At 37.0% G+C, this 15,658-nt stretch carries 16 protein-coding genes and 1 pseudogene; 4 read left to right on the top strand and 13 right to left on the bottom strand.

All coding sequences use genetic code 11. The features are described 5' to 3' along the window. Positions 1 to 26 precede the first annotated feature (26 nt). Genes ACEE75_RS05115 through ACEE75_RS05070 form a run of 10 tightly spaced genes read right to left on the bottom strand, consistent with a single transcriptional unit; the run spans position 27 to position 9,874 of the window. Positions 27 to 1,763 carry an ABC transporter ATP-binding protein gene (locus tag ACEE75_RS05115; protein WP_447575374.1) on the bottom strand — a complete coding sequence of 579 codons (1,737 nt, stop codon included), beginning with the start codon at positions 1,761 to 1,763 and terminating at the stop codon, positions 27 to 29. Continuing rightward, on the bottom strand, positions 1,763 to 3,478 hold the full coding sequence (locus ACEE75_RS05110; protein WP_447575375.1) for an ABC transporter ATP-binding protein: 1,716 nt from the start codon (positions 3,476 to 3,478) through the stop codon (positions 1,763 to 1,765). The genes ACEE75_RS05115 and ACEE75_RS05110 overlap by 1 nt, the downstream gene beginning before the upstream one ends. Further along, positions 3,479 to 4,084: a lysozyme family protein gene (locus ACEE75_RS05105; protein ID WP_447575376.1), complete on the bottom strand. Its 606-nt coding sequence runs from the start codon at positions 4,082 to 4,084 to the stop codon at positions 3,479 to 3,481. A 1-nt stretch (position 4,085) separates the two neighbouring features. Then, entirely contained in the window at positions 4,086 to 5,057 is a 972-nt protein-coding gene (locus tag ACEE75_RS05100; protein WP_354367900.1) for a nucleoid-associated protein, read from the bottom strand. Then, a complete protein-coding gene (glyA, locus tag ACEE75_RS05095; RefSeq protein ID WP_447575377.1) occupies positions 5,057 to 6,319 on the bottom strand; it encodes a serine hydroxymethyltransferase in 1,263 nt (420 codons plus the stop codon). The genes ACEE75_RS05100 and glyA overlap by 1 nt, the downstream gene beginning before the upstream one ends. A gap of 23 nt (positions 6,320 to 6,342) precedes the next feature. Then, complete coding sequence (locus ACEE75_RS05090) at positions 6,343 to 6,774, bottom strand: GNAT family N-acetyltransferase (RefSeq protein ID WP_449164831.1); 432 nt, start codon at positions 6,772 to 6,774, stop codon at positions 6,343 to 6,345. Next, positions 6,771 to 7,373, bottom strand: coding sequence for an L-threonylcarbamoyladenylate synthase (locus ACEE75_RS05085; protein ID WP_449164832.1), 603 nt, complete (start codon positions 7,371 to 7,373; stop codon positions 6,771 to 6,773). Before ACEE75_RS05085 ends, ACEE75_RS05090 begins: the two co-directional genes overlap by 4 nt. Continuing rightward, entirely contained in the window at positions 7,366 to 8,202 is an 837-nt protein-coding gene (gene prmC / locus ACEE75_RS05080) for a peptide chain release factor N(5)-glutamine methyltransferase (RefSeq protein WP_447575164.1), read from the bottom strand. Before prmC ends, ACEE75_RS05085 begins: the two co-directional genes overlap by 8 nt. Further along, positions 8,203 to 9,282 (bottom strand): peptide chain release factor 1, encoded by a 1,080-nt coding sequence (gene prfA / locus ACEE75_RS05075; protein WP_427894012.1) that lies wholly within the window; start codon positions 9,280 to 9,282, stop codon positions 8,203 to 8,205. It lies immediately after the preceding gene. Positions 9,283 to 9,304: 22 nt separating this feature from the next. Beyond that, positions 9,305 to 9,874: a thymidine kinase gene (locus ACEE75_RS05070; protein ID WP_447575174.1), complete on the bottom strand. Its 570-nt coding sequence runs from the start codon at positions 9,872 to 9,874 to the stop codon at positions 9,305 to 9,307. Between the two features lie 140 nt (positions 9,875 to 10,014). Between ACEE75_RS05070 and ACEE75_RS05065 the strand changes: the two genes are divergently transcribed. From ACEE75_RS05065 to ACEE75_RS05050, 4 genes and pseudogenes are all read left to right on the top strand, one after another. Further along, positions 10,015 to 10,197, top strand: a complete 183-nt coding sequence (locus ACEE75_RS05065) for a 4-oxalocrotonate tautomerase (RefSeq protein ID WP_427894014.1) — start codon at positions 10,015 to 10,017, stop codon at positions 10,195 to 10,197. Between the two features lie 138 nt (positions 10,198 to 10,335). Continuing rightward, positions 10,336 to 11,280, top strand: coding sequence for an FAD:protein FMN transferase (locus ACEE75_RS05060; protein ID WP_447575163.1), 945 nt, complete (start codon positions 10,336 to 10,338; stop codon positions 11,278 to 11,280). Between the two features lies 1 nt (position 11,281). Then, positions 11,282 to 11,881: an NADPH-dependent FMN reductase gene (locus ACEE75_RS05055; RefSeq protein ID WP_447575161.1), complete on the top strand. Its 600-nt coding sequence runs from the start codon at positions 11,282 to 11,284 to the stop codon at positions 11,879 to 11,881. Positions 11,882 to 11,917: 36 nt separating this feature from the next. After that, a pseudogene (locus ACEE75_RS05050) lies at positions 11,918 to 12,469 on the top strand (NADPH-dependent FMN reductase); the annotation flags it as partial. 89 nt (positions 12,470 to 12,558) lie between these two features. Here ACEE75_RS05050 and ACEE75_RS05045 read toward each other — a convergent pair. The 3 genes from ACEE75_RS05045 to adhP form a co-directional block, all read right to left on the bottom strand. Next, the gene (locus tag ACEE75_RS05045) at positions 12,559 to 13,140 is read right to left on the bottom strand and encodes a xanthine phosphoribosyltransferase (protein WP_447575159.1); all 582 of its coding nucleotides are present in this window, start codon (positions 13,138 to 13,140) and stop codon (positions 12,559 to 12,561) included. A 193-nt stretch (positions 13,141 to 13,333) separates the two neighbouring features. Continuing rightward, on the bottom strand, positions 13,334 to 14,317 hold the full coding sequence (gene guaC, locus ACEE75_RS05040; protein WP_447575157.1) for a GMP reductase: 984 nt from the start codon (positions 14,315 to 14,317) through the stop codon (positions 13,334 to 13,336). Between the two features lie 235 nt (positions 14,318 to 14,552). Further along, positions 14,553 to 15,578: an alcohol dehydrogenase AdhP gene (gene adhP / locus ACEE75_RS05035; protein WP_447575155.1), complete on the bottom strand. Its 1,026-nt coding sequence runs from the start codon at positions 15,576 to 15,578 to the stop codon at positions 14,553 to 14,555. Between the last annotated feature and the right edge of the window lie 80 nt (positions 15,579 to 15,658).

Raw genomic sequence — 15,658 nt, 5'->3', positions numbered from 1 at the left:
AATTGAGGTTAGGAAATATCCTAACCTCAATTTTTTATATTTGCAGTTTGTAAACCGTAATAAACGCCTTTTCTATCCATTAACTCTGAATGACTACCATGCTCTACTATATCTCCATCCACCATCACTAAAATGAGATCTGCATGTTCAATAGTCGATAAACGGTGGGCAATAATGAAACTGGTCTTTCCATCCATTAAACGCTCGAAAGCAGACTGTACTAAAAGCTCTGTTCGTGTGTCAATGGATGACGTTGCCTCATCTAAAATAAGAAATTTGGGAGATTTCAAAAATACACGTGCAATATTGATCAATTGCCGTTGCCCCTGTGATAACGACTGCCCGCCATCCTCTAAAAAGGTGTCATAGCCATCTGGTAACTGTTGAATAAAAAAATCAGCATTTGCGGCTTTTGCTGCCTGTATGACATCGGATCGGCTAGCATTTTTGATACCATAAGCAATATTATCATGAATAGTTGCCGTTTTCAGCCATGTTTCTTGGAGAACCATCCCCATATCCTGATAAAGAATCTCACGATGAATCTCTTCTAGGGGAACGTTATCAATTAGAATCCGCCCATTGTCAACATCGTAAAAACGCATCAAAAGATTGATTAAAGTGGATTTTCCCGCACCAGTCGGACCTACAATAGCTACTTTGGCACCTGCAGGAATATCTAAAGATAGGTCCTTGATTAACGGTTTTTCCTTGTAGTAACCAAAGGTAACTCTATCAAAACTAACCTGACCTAATTGTATCCTAAACGTTGAGTGTTCAACGCTCTCTACCATACTTGGTAAATCTAAAATACTGTAAAGGCGATCTGCACAAGCTAAGGCACTTTGCATCTCTGATAGCACTGATGAAATATCATTAAATGGTTTGGTATATTGGTTAACATAATTTAAAAATGTTGTTAATTGTCCTACCGATAAGTCTCCAGACATAATACGTAAGGCACCAACACCTGTTAACAGCAGATAAATCAAAGCGTTGATAAATCGAGTAGAAGGATTGACTGTTGAAGAATAAAAAATAGCTTGTTTTGATGCCTGAGCATATTGTTCATTAGTCTTTTTAAAGCGTCTAATAAAATCTTCCTGAGCACCCAAACTATGAATCAAATCTTCCTGAGAAATACTTTCATCAATCAATTGCGTTTGTTGGCCTCTTTTTTGAGTTTGTTGACCAAAAAAAACATAACTTCGATTCGCAATAAAACGTGCTAAATATAAAGACAAAGGAGTTAAAACAATCGTCATCCCCATCATTAAAAAGTCAATGTTTGCCATCATGATCATCGTCATGATGATGGTCAAAAAACCAACTAAAAACTGATTAAATATCATTAACAAGCCATTAGCTAATTGCTCAATATCAGTTGTTACCCTACTGACCATATCTCCGATACTGTGTTGATCAAGTTGGGATAACGGGAGTTCATGAATTTTTTTCATAAGTTTCTCTCTTAAGCGAAAAATATATTCATAAACCAAGCGTGTATATAGTATTGGATTCACCCATTGAATGATCACATTAAGCAGAATAACACCAAACATCTGACCAATGAGTAAAATTAATCGATGAACCTCCCCTTTGTCCAATAAGTGATCAATTGATTGACCAATCAATATGGGCAGATAAAGCGTCAAAATAACCTGAATTAAGGTTAATAAACTAGCTAGAAAAAACAAAGTTTTCTTTTCTAGAAAATCTTGCTGTAAGCGATAAAAAATTGTTCTAGGTTGTTTTGCTCTCATCATGAACTCCTTTTCTCTTGTGAATGATAGATTTCTTGATAAATAGAGCAATCTTCCAAAAGTTTTTGATGGTTTCCCAAAGCAACCTGTTGACCTTTATCTAAGACCAGTATTTGCTGAGCTGTCTCTAGACTTCTTGTTCTTTGCGAAATGACGATCAGATTGGTATCAGCTAATTGCTTTAAATTCGATAAGAGACGACTCTCCGTTTGATAATCTAGTGCTGATGTAGCATCATCTAAGATCAATAATTTGGATTTTCTCAAAAGTGCTCTCGCAATAGTTAAGCGTTGACGTTGACCTCCTGAAAAATTTCTACCAAAGGTTTCTACTATACTATCTAAACCACCTTTTTCTTTAATAAATTCATCAGCCTCTGCCATTTTCAATGCCTCAAACAACTCACTATCAGAACACGTTCTGGTTAAACCAAGTGTCAGATTTTCTCTAATTGTTCCTTTGAACAATTCTGCCTTTTGTGGAACAATCGCAATCCCTTCCCTCCAGATAAACAGATTCTTAGGGCTCTTCCCTTCATAAAAAAGATCTAATTCACCACTTGTAGGCTGATATAACCCCGCAATCAAGGTTATCAAGGTTGATTTTCCAGAACCTGTCCCACCGATAATCCCTAACATCTCTTCTTTTTTTACTGAAACAGAAATATTTTTTAAAGACGATTGCCTTGCTGTTGGATAAGTAAATGACAGATCAACAATTTTCAAGATTAACTCTTTATCATATTTGATTGGTAAAGAATCATATAGATCTTCTTCTTTTTCATCAAAAATTGCTTGAACACGTTTAGCTGCTATATAGCTCTGGTTTAAAGAGGTCAATAACATCGTTAATTTCAGTAATTCTACTAAAATTTGAAGAAGATAGTTCATTAGAGCTACTATCTTTCCTTGACTAATATGACCATCTAAGATTAATAAGTGGCCATGCCACAAAAGCAGTAATAAAGTGCCATTTACAATCAGATAACTAAGAGGAGTTAATAAATTTGATAAGTTTCCTAATTTCAGCTGTGCCTGAGTATATTTTTGATTAACAGTTGCAAACTCTGATAACTCAAATGATTTAGCATTAAAAACTCGGATCAGCCTCATGCCCTCTATCTGCTCTCTTGTCAAGGAGATGAGTTGATCGGTTTTTTGGCGAATCTTATGATATAAAGGTGTTACCACTTTTGAAATTATATAAACCAGTATAAATAAAGCTACCACCATGCCGACAAACCAAATTGCTAGTGTAGCATTGATGGTAAACGCCATAACGATTGCCCCTAATACAATAATAGGTGCTCTTAGAAAGAGGCGTAAAAATTGATTAATTCCCGTTTGAATTTGATAGGTATCTCCAGTTAATCGAGCCACTAAACTAGCAGTACCAATATGATCTCTCGATAAACGTGGTAAACGCATCACCTTATCATACAAAGCTAATGTTAACTTTTCAGTGTAACCAACCGACGCTTTAGCAGAATAGTATTGGGCTGTGATCGCAACAATAATTCCTAGAATCGCAAAAACAAATAAAAAGATTAAATCTTTAAATAATAATCCATTATCTTTAGCTGGAATCGCCTTGTCGATAATCGTTGCCACAATCATTGGCACCATTAATTCAAAAGATGCTTCTAACAATTTAAAAAGGGGAGCAAGGATGGACTCCTTGATATACCCCCTAAAGTATTTAAATAACTGCTTCATCTATAAATCACTCAACATTTTAATAAGGACAAGGTTAAACTGAACTTGTCTCGAATAGTAAATATTCCCTCCATTTTGATACAACTCCCCACCTCCATAATAAAGCGCAATAGGATTATAATAACGATAAGTAAGTCCTTCAGTATTTCCTAAACTAGGTGCAACAACCGTCTTAGAATATTTTTTAGCAACAGCAATTGTATTTGCCTTCCCATTTTTGGCAACATATGCAATATAGTTTTTTCCAAAATTATAGGCTTGAACTGCTGTCCAAACATCTACACCTTGTTGTCCAGCCTCAGTTAAATTCTCAGACAATACACTGACGCCTTGACGGACACTTTCTTTATTATCTGTAATACTGTTGGCAACACCTGTAGAACTTTCACTCGATTGCATCAAATCAGCAGCATTCCCTTTGGTCTCGGTGTAAATCATTGCCAAGACCAATTCCTCGTTAGCTACTGTATCATTTTCTGCCAAAACCTCTTGTACCAGAGAACGATAGGAAAGAACATTTTGAACATTACGATAGGTTTGATAAAGATAAAAAACAATAAATAGCGTAAAAATTAAAGCGATAAATTGTCCGATTCGTTTAATCATATTATTTACTCTGTATGTCTTGTATATTTTTAATCAAAATAGAATACGTTCCATCATCATTTTGAATAAACTCAACAGATTCTGCATCTTCATAAACAGCATTAGGCACGATTAATTCGATACCATTAGATAGAGACAACTTTTGATTCTCAAATTTCTTAAGCTGACGAGAATGATCAATATCAGAAATTTCAACTGGTTCTGGAATACTTTCTTTTAACTGATCTACAAAAGTTAAACGTGCCGTCAAATTATTATCAAACAACTGATCAGCTAATTTTTCAGGAGATAGTACCTGCTCTTCTTCTAGGTTTTTATGGATGGCTGATTTAAGTTTTGATTGAAAACCAAAATCATCTTGATTAAAATTATCTGCAATTTTTTTAGCAGTTTGCTCCATTAATTTAATCGATTTTTTGACAGACTGTTCTGGTTGAACTTGCAAAAGATTTTCTGAAAAATAATTTGCAAAAGATCCATTATGCTTAATCCGTTTTTCAATCAAATAATATTGCCTACTTAAACGATTAACAACCAGAGCCTCATCAGGCGTTTGGGCTGCAGAAGGAAGATTATTTTGTGTCATTTTGATAGGATCTACACTATCACTCAGATGCACAAAATTTTCACGTAAAGCAATACGTAGAAAAGCAAAGTATTCCTGTCCTTCTTTATCAAATTGAATAAAAACAAGATCATTTGTTTTTTGATCTTCCGAAATGACAAACTCCTCTTTCCAAAGTTTTGCCACTGCCACCGAAGATGAGATAAAATCGTCTGTTAGTTGTTCTAAAAAAACATTCTCTACATCAAACACTCCACGCTTGGCTTCATCAGAAAATACTTTCGACAATTTCTTGCGAAAGTATTCATCTATTTTAGGCGTTAAAACCAATTCTTGATTAGATAAAAATAATTCTGTGTCAGATGGGCTAAACTGGTGAATGATGATTTTTTTTATGTAAAAATCCATTAGTTTAAATTCTCATAAAGGGGGAAAGCATCTGTAATGGTCTTAACTTCAGTTTTAACTTCTGCTAAAACAGTTGCATCATCTGCATTCTCCAAAGCTTTCACCATCAATTCCGCAATTTTTCTAGACTCTTCAACCCCTAAACCACGACTAGTAATAGCTGGAGAACCTACACGGATTCCTGATGTTTTAAATGGTGATAACGTTTCAAATGGAATAGAATTTTTATTCAAGGTAATATTAACCTCGTCTAAAATATTTTGAGCTACTTTACCATTTTCAACTACTCCTGTCACATCGACTAAGAATAGGTGGTTATCCGTACCACCAGAAATGACACGGAATTTATCATGTTTTAGGAAAACATCAGCCATAGCTTGAGCATTCTTAATCACATTCTCTCCGTACACTTTAAATTCTGGGTCGAGAGCTTCTTTGAAAGCTACTGCTTTAGCTGCAATCACATGCATCAAAGGACCACCTTGTAAACCAGGGAAAATAGCTGAGTTAATTTTTTTTGCCAAATCTTCATCATTTGTTAAAACAAGGCCACCACGCGGTCCACGAAGCGTTTTATGAGTGGTTGTCGTGGTAATATGCGCATATGGAACAGGACTCGGATGATGACCAGACGCTACTAACCCAGCAATGTGAGCCATATCTACCATTAAATAAGCACCTACGCTATCAGCAATCTCACGGAATTTGGCAAAATCAATAGTACGTGAATAAGCAGACGCTCCTGCAACAATCAATTTAGGTTGTACTTCCTTGGCTTGTTCCAAGATGGCATCATAATCCAAATAATGCGTATCTGGATCAACAGAGTATGATACAAAACGATAAGTCTGTCCAGAAAAGCTCACAGCTGCACCGTGTGTCAAGTGTCCACCCGCTGATAAGTCCATTCCCATTACAGTGTCTCCTGGCTTAATCAAAGCCATGTAAGCAGCTGCATTGGCTTGACTTCCTGAATGCGCTTGAACATTGGCGAATTTTGCACCAAAAATTTCCTTGGCACGCTCAATTGCTAAGGTCTCCACAACATCGACACAATCCGTACCACCGTAATAACGCTTACCAGGATAACCTTCAGCATACTTGTTGGTGAGTAAAGTTCCTTGGGCTGCCATCACAGCTTTCGAAACAACATTTTCAGACGCAATCAATTCAATATTATTTTGTTGACGTTTTTCTTCAGCTTGGATAGCTTCCCAAACTTCTTTATCAAATTCTTTGTAGTTAACTTTGTCAAAAATCATATACGGTACTCCTTTGTATTGGGCTAAATGTGCTTGATAAAACGCTTCTGCATTTTATCGGAGTGATAGCCATTCTTTTCGTAGAAAAGATGGGCTTGGAGACGACTTCCAGCAGAATTGAGGCGAATAAAATGGTAGCCCTCTTTCTGTGCAATTTGCTCAACGGCTTTCAGCAGACTTGCTCCAATCCCTTGTCCTTGATGACTAGACAAAACAGCTAGTCCGAGAATATTGAGGCCTGTATCCGAATAGAGACTTTCATAGACTTGTGCGTGTATATAGCCTTGCACTGCACCACTTATGTCATCTATATAGACCAATAAGATATGCCCCCATGTACTCGTACATCTAAAAAACTGTCGCTCAGTTTGTTCCAATGAACAATCATACCCTAAAGATTGAGCATTGATTTCTCTGATGACTGCCAAGTCACCTTTCTCAATGGGACGAATCATGAAACTACCTCAAATTCTATTTCGGGAATGGCTTTCTGAATCTCTTCGCGGCTGATAGCACCTTGACGCAAAATCCGCGCTCTCTGTCCAGAAAGGTCCAAAATCGTTGAATCAATACCTGTCAGAGCTTGGTCATCCTCAATGCCAGGCAAATCAACTGAAAATTGTGCCTGGATGTCCGAAAACTTCTTGCCGCTTTCATTTCCTGAAATATTGGCGGACGGTCCAATAAGTGGGCCAGTCTCTGAGATCAAACGTAAGGTTTGTTCGTGATTGGGAAGACGAAATCCAACAGTATCCAGTCCAGAATTAACCCAAAAAGGAACATTGTCGTTTGCTTTCAGGATAATGGTCAATGGACCTGGCATAAACCTATTATACACTTTTTCAAGATATTTTGGCTGATTTTTAGAAAATTTTAAAATATTCTCAAAATTTCCAACATTTAAATTCAATGCTTTTTCTCTCGGTCTTTTCTTTAAGGTGTAAACCCTGTTAACCGCTTCTTCATCTAAAGCTTTAGCAAAGATGCCATAAACTGTTTCTGTTGGCAGTATAACGGCTCCTCCAGAATTTAATATTCTTTTTAAATCATCCATTATCGACCACAACCATTCTATTTTGATCAAACATATCCTTTAGAACACGTACACGCTTTGAACCCAGATAGTTTCTTACAAGAAAGGTAAGATCATCTCCTTGCTGGTAACCAATTTCAAAATAAAGTTTTCCTCCATCTTTCAAAAACTCTGAAGCCCCCGAAATAATCCGACGGTATATTGCTAAACCATTTTCCTCTGCAAATAAGGCAAGATGGGGTTCAGAACTTAGGACATTGAGATCAACTTCTTCCTTATCTTTATAGGATATATAGGGTGGATTTGACACAATAATGTCAAAATCCGATGTCACGATACGACTATAAACATCAGACTGCATAAAGGTAATCTCTAATTGATTTAGCTCTGCGTTTTCACGAGCTAAATCCAAAGCTTCATTTGAAATATCGGCTGCATAGACCTCCCAATTAGGTCGTGCCTTCTTTAGTGCAAGCGCAATGGCACCACTCCCTGTTCCAATATCTAAAACTTTTAAGGTTTGATGGGGATTCTCATTCAAGATTAGATGAACTAACTCCTCTGTCTCTGGTCTTGGAATTAAAACACGTTCGTCAACCTTTAATAACAACTCACAAAAATAAGTACTCCCTATGATATATTGAGGAGGATAATGCTGTAATAAATCTCTAGCAATTTGCTGAAGTAAGTGCTGATCTTCTACAGATATCTCTTGATTCAGACTTAAAATAAGATGTGTTTTGGACCATTTTTTTAAAGCTTGAAAAACATAGGTGAGGGCCTCTTTTTCCTCACCTACACTTTCTAATTTGCTCTCCAACTGGCCAATAACTTGTCCATACGTTACCATTTATTTATTCAACTCTTCTAACTTCTGTGTTTGATCATATAAAACCAAAGCATCAACGACTTCATCTAACTTTCCAGATAAGATAGTGTCAAGTTTTTGAAGTGTCAAACCAATACGGTGGTCTGTCACCCTATTTTGTGGGAAATTATAAGTACGGATACGCTCTGAACGATCCCCTGTACCAACGGTAGATTTTCGCTCTGCATCTTGCTCATCTTGGGCAATTTGCGCAAAGTGATCAGCAACTCGTGCACGAATAATCTTCATCGCTTTTTCACGGTTCTTCTGTTGAGTACGCTCTTCTTGCATTTCAACCTTAATATTGGTTGGCAAGTGAACGATACGGACTGCTGTGGCAACCTTGTTGACGTTTTGCCCACCAGCACCAGATGCATGATAGATATCAACACGGAGGTCTTTTGGATCAATATCGTATTCCACCTCTTCTACTTCTGGCATAACAAGAACAGTTGCCGTTGAAGTATGAACTCGACCTTGACTTTCTGTCACAGGAACACGTTGCACACGATGTGCACCAGACTCATATTTTAGTTTTGAATAAACTGACTGACCTGAAACCATCGCAACGACTTCTTTGATACCACCAACACCATTGTATGATGCTTCCATAACTTCAAAACGCCAACCTTGACCTTCTGCATACTTCTGATACATACTCAAAAGATCACCAGCAAATAAGGCCGCCTCATCACCACCTGCTGCACCACGAATTTCCAAGATAATATTTTTGTCATCATTGGGATCTTTAGGTAGTAGCAAAATTTTGAGTTTTTCTTCGTACTCTTCCTTGGCAGCTTTTGACTCCTTAAGCTCTTCTTTAGCCATTTCTTCTAGCTCTGAATCACCTGATGCATCCTTAATCATCTCTTCAGCATCTTTGATATTTTGAATCACTTGCTTATACTCACGATAAACAGTCACGGTTTCACGTGTGTTGGCTTCTTCTTTTGAGAGTTCCATAAAACGTTTGGTATCACTCACAACTGCAGGATCTGATAATAATTCACCTAACTCTTCGTATCGATCTTCTACTGCTTGTAACTGATCATAAATATTCATTATTTCTTATCTCCTTTTATTCTTAAATTTCAGGGGCAAAGTAGTGTTTACGACAAACAGATATGTATGACTCGTGCCCCCCGATTTTAATTTGATGACCTTCATAAACTGGTTGACCGTTTTCAACTCTTAAAACCATAGTTGCTTTTTTAGAACAATATTGGCAAATCGTCTTAATTTCATCAATTTTATCAGCTAATAGCAACAATTGTTTTGAACCTTCGAATAATTCATTTCTGAAATCATTTTTTAAACCAAAAGCCATAACCGGAATATCCAGCTCATCAACAACTCTAGCCAAATCATAAACATGATGGCGTCTTAAAAATTGAGATTCATCAACTAAAACACAATAGGGTTTCGGAGTGATGGATTGCACAAAACCAAAAATGTCTGTATCTTCCTCTATTGCAACAGCTTCTCGACGCATCCCAATACGACTAGAGACAATTCCAAAACCATCTCGTGTATCCAAGGCACTAGTCATAATCACAACAGGTTTCCCTTGCTCCTCATAGTTGTGTGCAACCTTTAAGATTTCGATAGTTTTTCCAGAATTCATGGTCCCGTACTTATAATATAATTGAGCCAATTTCCCGCCACCTTCTACTAATATCCTATCCATTTTATCACAAAATAATAGAATAAGCACTAGCTAAGATGAGGAATTTTTCTATGCTTTTTGTTTCATTTATGTTAAAATAAAGCTATACTTTTCTAAGGAGATAGTTTATGCCATTTATTAAAATTGATCTTTTTGAAGGTCGCACAGAGGAACAAAAAATTGAACTTGCACGCGAAGTTACCGAGGTGGTTTCACGTATCGCTAAAGCTCCTAAAGAAGCTATTCACGTCTTTATCAACGATATGCCTGAAGGAACTTATTACCCACAAGGTGAAATGAAGAAAAAATAAGCCTTATTCCAAACTTATACATCAAAAAGGCTAGAATATCAATTCTAGCTTTTTTGTACTATGATCTTTAGCGATATAGCTTGATTTTAACCATAGAAAACGCTATCATATAAATAGTTCATCAGAAAGGTTGGAAGTATGTTTCACCAAAAATCACAAAAGATGATGGGAACTCTTGTGAGCATCACTATCTTTTCTTCTAATCCACTCCCCATTTTAGAAGAAGCCTTTGAACTATTAGCTTATTTGGAAAAGAGATTTAGCGCTAATGATCCAAATTCTGAATTGATGCAAGTGAATCATGCAGCAGGTTCTCACTCTCGCTCTGTTCACAAAGATCTTTTTCATCTGATAGAGTTGGGGAAAAAAAATAGCTTGATAGCTGGTTCCCGCCTAAATATTGCCATAGGTCCTTTGGTAAAAGAGTGGAAAATTGGGTTTAGAAACGCTAAACTTCCAGAAACTGCTGTCATTCGTGAAAAATTGAAGCTAACAGATCCCAAAGATATTATCCTTTCAAAACAAGATAAAAAGGTTTTTTTACGTCAAAAAGGAATGGAAATTGATTTAGGAGCTCTAGCAAAAGGTTATATTGCTGATTTACTCCTTGATTTTTTAAAAAAACAAGCTGTATCAGCTGCTTTGATTGATCTAGGAGGAAATATCCTCACTTATGGTCCTAATCCTAAAAGACAAGATGGTAATTGGCAAATCGGCATCCAAGACCCCTCATCAAAATTAAAAAAAGAAGTCTTGTTACTTGGTATAAGAAATAAAGCTATTGTAACTAGTGGCATCTATGAACGTTATTTCTCACACCAAAATGCAACCTATCACCATATTTTAGACCCTATGACAGGTTATCCCATCAAAACAGATATGACCAGTTTGACTATCATTGCACCAAGTGCTCTGGAAGCCGAACTTCTATCTTCTCGCTGGTTTGGTCAGGCGCCTTCCGAACTTTACAGGCACATCAAATCTAATAAAGACTTGGCCTTTATCTGTATCACCAAAAACAAAAAAATAACGGCTTCGCCGTCCATCCTCCCTTATTTATACCACACTAAAGAAAGAGGTTAATATGCCTAAAATTATCGCCCTTGTTGGAACTAACTCCGATCAGTCTACCAATCGTACATTACTAGAATTTATTCAACGTTATTTCACTGAAAAAGCCGATATTGAACTTCTGGAAATTAAAAATCTCCCTGCATTTAATAAACCTGCTGGTGGCAATGTCCCTGAGATAGTAGAAGTTTTTGCTGATAAAATTTTAGATGCAGATGCTCTTATCATTGGAACACCCGAGTATAATCACGCTGTACCTGCTGTTCTCCAAAGTGCACTGGAATGGCTTTCGCTTGGTAAGCGTCCTCTTCGCTACAAACCCGTACTCATCACGGGGGCATCTTATGGACCTCTTGGCTCATCACGTGCGCAAGCACAACTTCGCCAAATCCTTGATGCACCTCAACTACGTGCCTGTGTTATGCCAAGTTCTGAGTTTTTACTCCCATACGCACAAGAAGCATTTAATAGCAGTGGCTATCTTTTAGATCCTAAACGCATTGAACAATTAGAAATTATTTTTGATAATTTCCTAGATTACATCGAGGTTATCAAACAACTACCTGCAGCAAAACTATATCATCTCGGTGAAACTGAAACTTATAACTGGTAAGTTAGATCAATAGAAAAATTAAGAGGAAGTAAAAACATGAAAATCGTTGGTATTGTAGGGTCAAATTCTGACTTCTCATATAATCGTATCCTACTTCAATATATAAAAAAACACTTCGACTACCTTTTTGAATTAGAAGTATTAGAAATTAAAGATGTTCCACTTTTTAATCAAAGCGATGCCAGTTTTATTGATGACCCTGCTGTTAATGACCTACGTGAAAAAATTGCAGCGGCTGATGGTGTCATCATCACAACTCCTGAACATAATCGCACCCTACCATCTTGCTTAAAAAATGCCCTAGAGTGGCTTTCATTTGAGCAACATCCTTTCAAGAATAAACCTGTTATGGTACTGGGGGCCTCTTATTTCGATCAAGGAGCTGCTCGAGCGCAATTACACTTACGCCAAATTCTCGATGCTCCTGGTTTAGAAGCCTTAGTTATGCCTGGCCATGAGTTCTTACTTGGTAATGTAAAAGAAGCATTCAATCCACAAGGTGACTTAAAAGATGGCCCAACTGTCGCATTCTTAGGACAAGGTTTAGGTAAATTTGCCAAATTTGTTAAAGTTGCGGAACAATTTAAATAAAAAGTGTTAAAAAATTAACCTCACCCTAACAGCTAGATTCTTTATACCTAGCTGTTAGGGTGAGGTTTTATCGTCCAAATACTTTTTTAAATATCAGCTTGAGTAAACACAACTTGACCATTTTCAAAAGCAGCCAAGCGAGCGAGCGAAACGACATTAACACCTTCTTTTTCCAGAAGCTCTCTACCATCTTGGAATGATTTTTCAACTACAATCCCAACTGCCGCAACCTCGGCACCTACCTGCGTAATAATCTCAATCAATCCTTTTGCGGCTTGTCCATTCGCTAAAAAATCATCGATAATTAATACTTTATCATCTTGAGAAATAAACTTACTGGCAATAGAAACTTGACTAGTAACTTGTTTGGTAAATGAATAAACTTCTGCTGTTAAAATACCTTCTGTCATCGTTATATTCTTTGCTTTTTTAGCAAAAACCATCGGTAATCCTAAACTTTCAGCAACATAGATAGCTGGAGCAATACCAGATGCTTCAATTGTGACAACTTTTGTGATCCCCGCATTTTTAAAATGATCAGCAAATGCTTTTCCAATTTCTTTCATCAACTGATAATCTACTTGGTGAGTTAAAAAAGAGTCAACTTTCAGGATGTTTTCTCCCAATACTTGACCGTCTTTTAAAATACGCTCTTCTAATAACTTCATAGGATACCTCTTTCTGATAAGCAATTTGATTTAGTAAAATTATGACATAAGTAAAGCAAAAAGTAAAGTTTCAAAAAATTCTATTTGAGCTAAAACTTACCATAAAGAAGGCCTTCTACTAAAAAACTTCATCATACAAAAAAGACACTTAGAAAACTTAAACTTTCCTAGTGTCTTTTTGGAGCAATTCCTATCAGATGGAATCACCATTCCAAATGGAGTTTTTCACAACAACATAATCAACATGCTTAAGGCTAGATAAATCTTGTCCGCCTGCATAAGAAATTGAACTTTGTAAATCTTGTTCCATTTCAATTAGGGTATCTGCTAAATGTCCTTTTGTTGGGAGTAAGATTTTTTTCCCCTCAACATTCTTATGTTCCCCTTTTTGATACTCAGAAGCTGAACCATAATATTCTTTAAAATATTCCCCATCAACTTCTACAGTTTTACCTGGGCTTTCAATATGCCCAGCAAATAGAGACCCAATCATGACCATATTAGCACCAAATCGAATAGATTTAGCAATATCTCCATGCGTACGAATACCTCCGTCAGCAATGATTGGTTTTGTTGCTGCTTTTGCACACCAGCGTAGAGCAGCTAACTGCCAACCACCTGTTCCAAAACCAGTCTTAACTTTAGTGATACAAACCTTTCCAGGTCCTATCCCTACTTTGGTCGCATCTGCACCCGCTTTTTCAAGTTCACGGACAGCTTCTGGAGTCCCTACATTCCCTGCAATAACAAAAGTATCTGGTAATTCCTTTTTGATATGTTTGATCATTTTAATGACACTGTCAGCATGACCATGAGCAATGTCTATTGTAATGTATTCCGGAGCATCTGCTTTTAAACTTGATACAAATTCGTATTCATACTCCTTGACACCTACAGAGATGGAAGCTATCAAGTTTTGATCGTGCATACGTTTAATGAAAGGAATACGACCTTCTTCATCAAAACGGTGCATAATATAAAAATAACCATCTTTCGCAAGTAACTCAGCTACATCTTCATCTAAAATAGTTTGCATATTTGCTGGAACTACGGGTAATCTAAAACTATGATTCCCTAATGTCACACTTGTATCTGCCTCCGAACGGCTGTTAATAATACACTTATTTGGAATAAGTTGGACATCTTCATAGTCAAAAACTCGAAATTCATTAAGCATAGTTTGTCTCCTTGAGTAAAAAATGACCTTCCTATGCGTAACCGCATCGCTAGGCAGTCTCACCACTGCCCTTCCGTTAACCTATATTATCTAAAATTTTCTAAAAAATCAAAATTTTTATTCTCTTTTTAAAACAATGTTCGTTAATAACGAACATTGTTTTAAAAAGAGGCTAGATTTCTATCTAACCTCCAAAGTAATAGTCAATTCATTTACTATTTTCAAAAAATCTCTTTCAGACTGTTTCCCCTGTAAAATCTAAAACCATGCGCCCTTGAATAGTTCCAGCTGCCATTTCAGAAAATACAGCTGGTGCATCATCAACTGGACGTTTTTGCACAACTGGCACAACCAGACCCTCTGCACCAAATTGGAAAGCCTCTTCCAAATCTTTTCTGGTACCAACAAGTGATCCAATAACCTGAATACCATCAAGAACTGTTTTAACAATGCTAAGCTCCATGTATTCAGACGGTAAGCCAACTGCTACTACTTTTCCACCTGCTCGAACACTATCAACTGCCTGATTGAAAGCAACCTTTGAAACAGCTGTCACACAAGCTGAATGGCATCCTCCAGTTTTTTCCTGTATTAAGGCCGCAACATCGTCAACCTTATTAGCGTTAATAATGATATCTGCACCAACTTCTTTAGCTAGTTCCAGCTTATCATCATTAACATCAATAGCCACAACATGAGCATTAAATACTTTCTTAGCATATTGAACAGCAAGATTTCCTAGGCCTCCGACTCCAAATACAGCAATCCATTGCCCCGGAGCCGCGCCACCTTCTTTGATGGCTTTATAGGTAGTCACACCTGCACAAGTGATGGAACTAGCTTGAGCTGGATCCAAGCCTTCTGGAACTTTTACAGCATAATCCGCTGTCACCACTACATACTCAGACATTCCTCCATCAACACTATATCCTGCATTTTTAACACTTCGACAGAGAGTTTCACGACCAGTAGTACAGTACTCACAGTAGCCACATCCTTCAAAGAACCAGGCGATTGAGACCCGATCTCCCACTTTCAAAGAAGTGACATCATCAGCAATTTCTGTCACAACACCAATACCTTCGTGGCCTAAAATTCTACCTGGAACTTTTCCAAAATCACCATTTGCTACATGCAAGTCAGTATGACAGACACCACAATATTCTACTTTTACTAAGGCTTGTCCTTCTCCAACCTGTGGTAAGGCATGATCTACTACTTCTACACCATTTGCTTCTTGATTAACAACAACTGCTTTCATAATGATTCCTCCAATACGATTTGAAAAGCACATGTGTTTTTTGTTTTGTAATCGTTTACATTTTTATTATAATACTTTCA

It is taken from the genome of Streptococcus sp. 11273D007BT, assembly GCF_053547195.1.
This window is presented reverse-complemented; position numbering and strand designations above follow the sequence as displayed.

Excerpts from the sequence above, each read along its gene's own strand:
- ACEE75_RS05060 (WP_447575163.1), top strand. The coding sequence starts at position 10,336 with ATGTTTCACCAAAAATCACAAAAGATGATGGGAACTCTTGTGAGCATC.
- prmC (WP_447575164.1), bottom strand. The coding sequence starts at position 8,202 with ATGGTAACGTATGGACAAGTTATTGGCCAGTTGGAGAGCAAATTAGAA.
- ACEE75_RS05105 (WP_447575376.1), bottom strand. The coding sequence starts at position 4,084 with ATGATTAAACGAATCGGACAATTTATCGCTTTAATTTTTACGCTATTT.
- ACEE75_RS05110 (WP_447575375.1), bottom strand. The coding sequence starts at position 3,478 with ATGAAGCAGTTATTTAAATACTTTAGGGGGTATATCAAGGAGTCCATC.
- ACEE75_RS05090 (WP_449164831.1), bottom strand. The coding sequence starts at position 6,774 with ATGATTCGTCCCATTGAGAAAGGTGACTTGGCAGTCATCAGAGAAATC.
- glyA (WP_447575377.1), bottom strand. The coding sequence starts at position 6,319 with ATGATTTTTGACAAAGTTAACTACAAAGAATTTGATAAAGAAGTTTGG.
- guaC (WP_447575157.1), bottom strand. The coding sequence starts at position 14,317 with ATGCTTAATGAATTTCGAGTTTTTGACTATGAAGATGTCCAACTTATT.
- ACEE75_RS05045 (WP_447575159.1), bottom strand. The coding sequence starts at position 13,140 with ATGAAGTTATTAGAAGAGCGTATTTTAAAAGACGGTCAAGTATTGGGA.
- ACEE75_RS05085 (WP_449164832.1), bottom strand. The coding sequence starts at position 7,373 with ATGGATGATTTAAAAAGAATATTAAATTCTGGAGGAGCCGTTATACTG.
- ACEE75_RS05100 (WP_354367900.1), bottom strand. The coding sequence starts at position 5,057 with ATGGATTTTTACATAAAAAAAATCATCATTCACCAGTTTAGCCCATCT.
- ACEE75_RS05115 (WP_447575374.1), bottom strand. The coding sequence starts at position 1,763 with ATGAGAGCAAAACAACCTAGAACAATTTTTTATCGCTTACAGCAAGAT.
- adhP (WP_447575155.1), bottom strand. The coding sequence starts at position 15,578 with ATGAAAGCAGTTGTTGTTAATCAAGAAGCAAATGGTGTAGAAGTAGTA.
- prfA (WP_427894012.1), bottom strand. The coding sequence starts at position 9,282 with ATGAATATTTATGATCAGTTACAAGCAGTAGAAGATCGATACGAAGAG.
- ACEE75_RS05065 (WP_427894014.1), top strand. The coding sequence starts at position 10,015 with ATGCCATTTATTAAAATTGATCTTTTTGAAGGTCGCACAGAGGAACAA.
- ACEE75_RS05055 (WP_447575161.1), top strand. The coding sequence starts at position 11,282 with ATGCCTAAAATTATCGCCCTTGTTGGAACTAACTCCGATCAGTCTACC.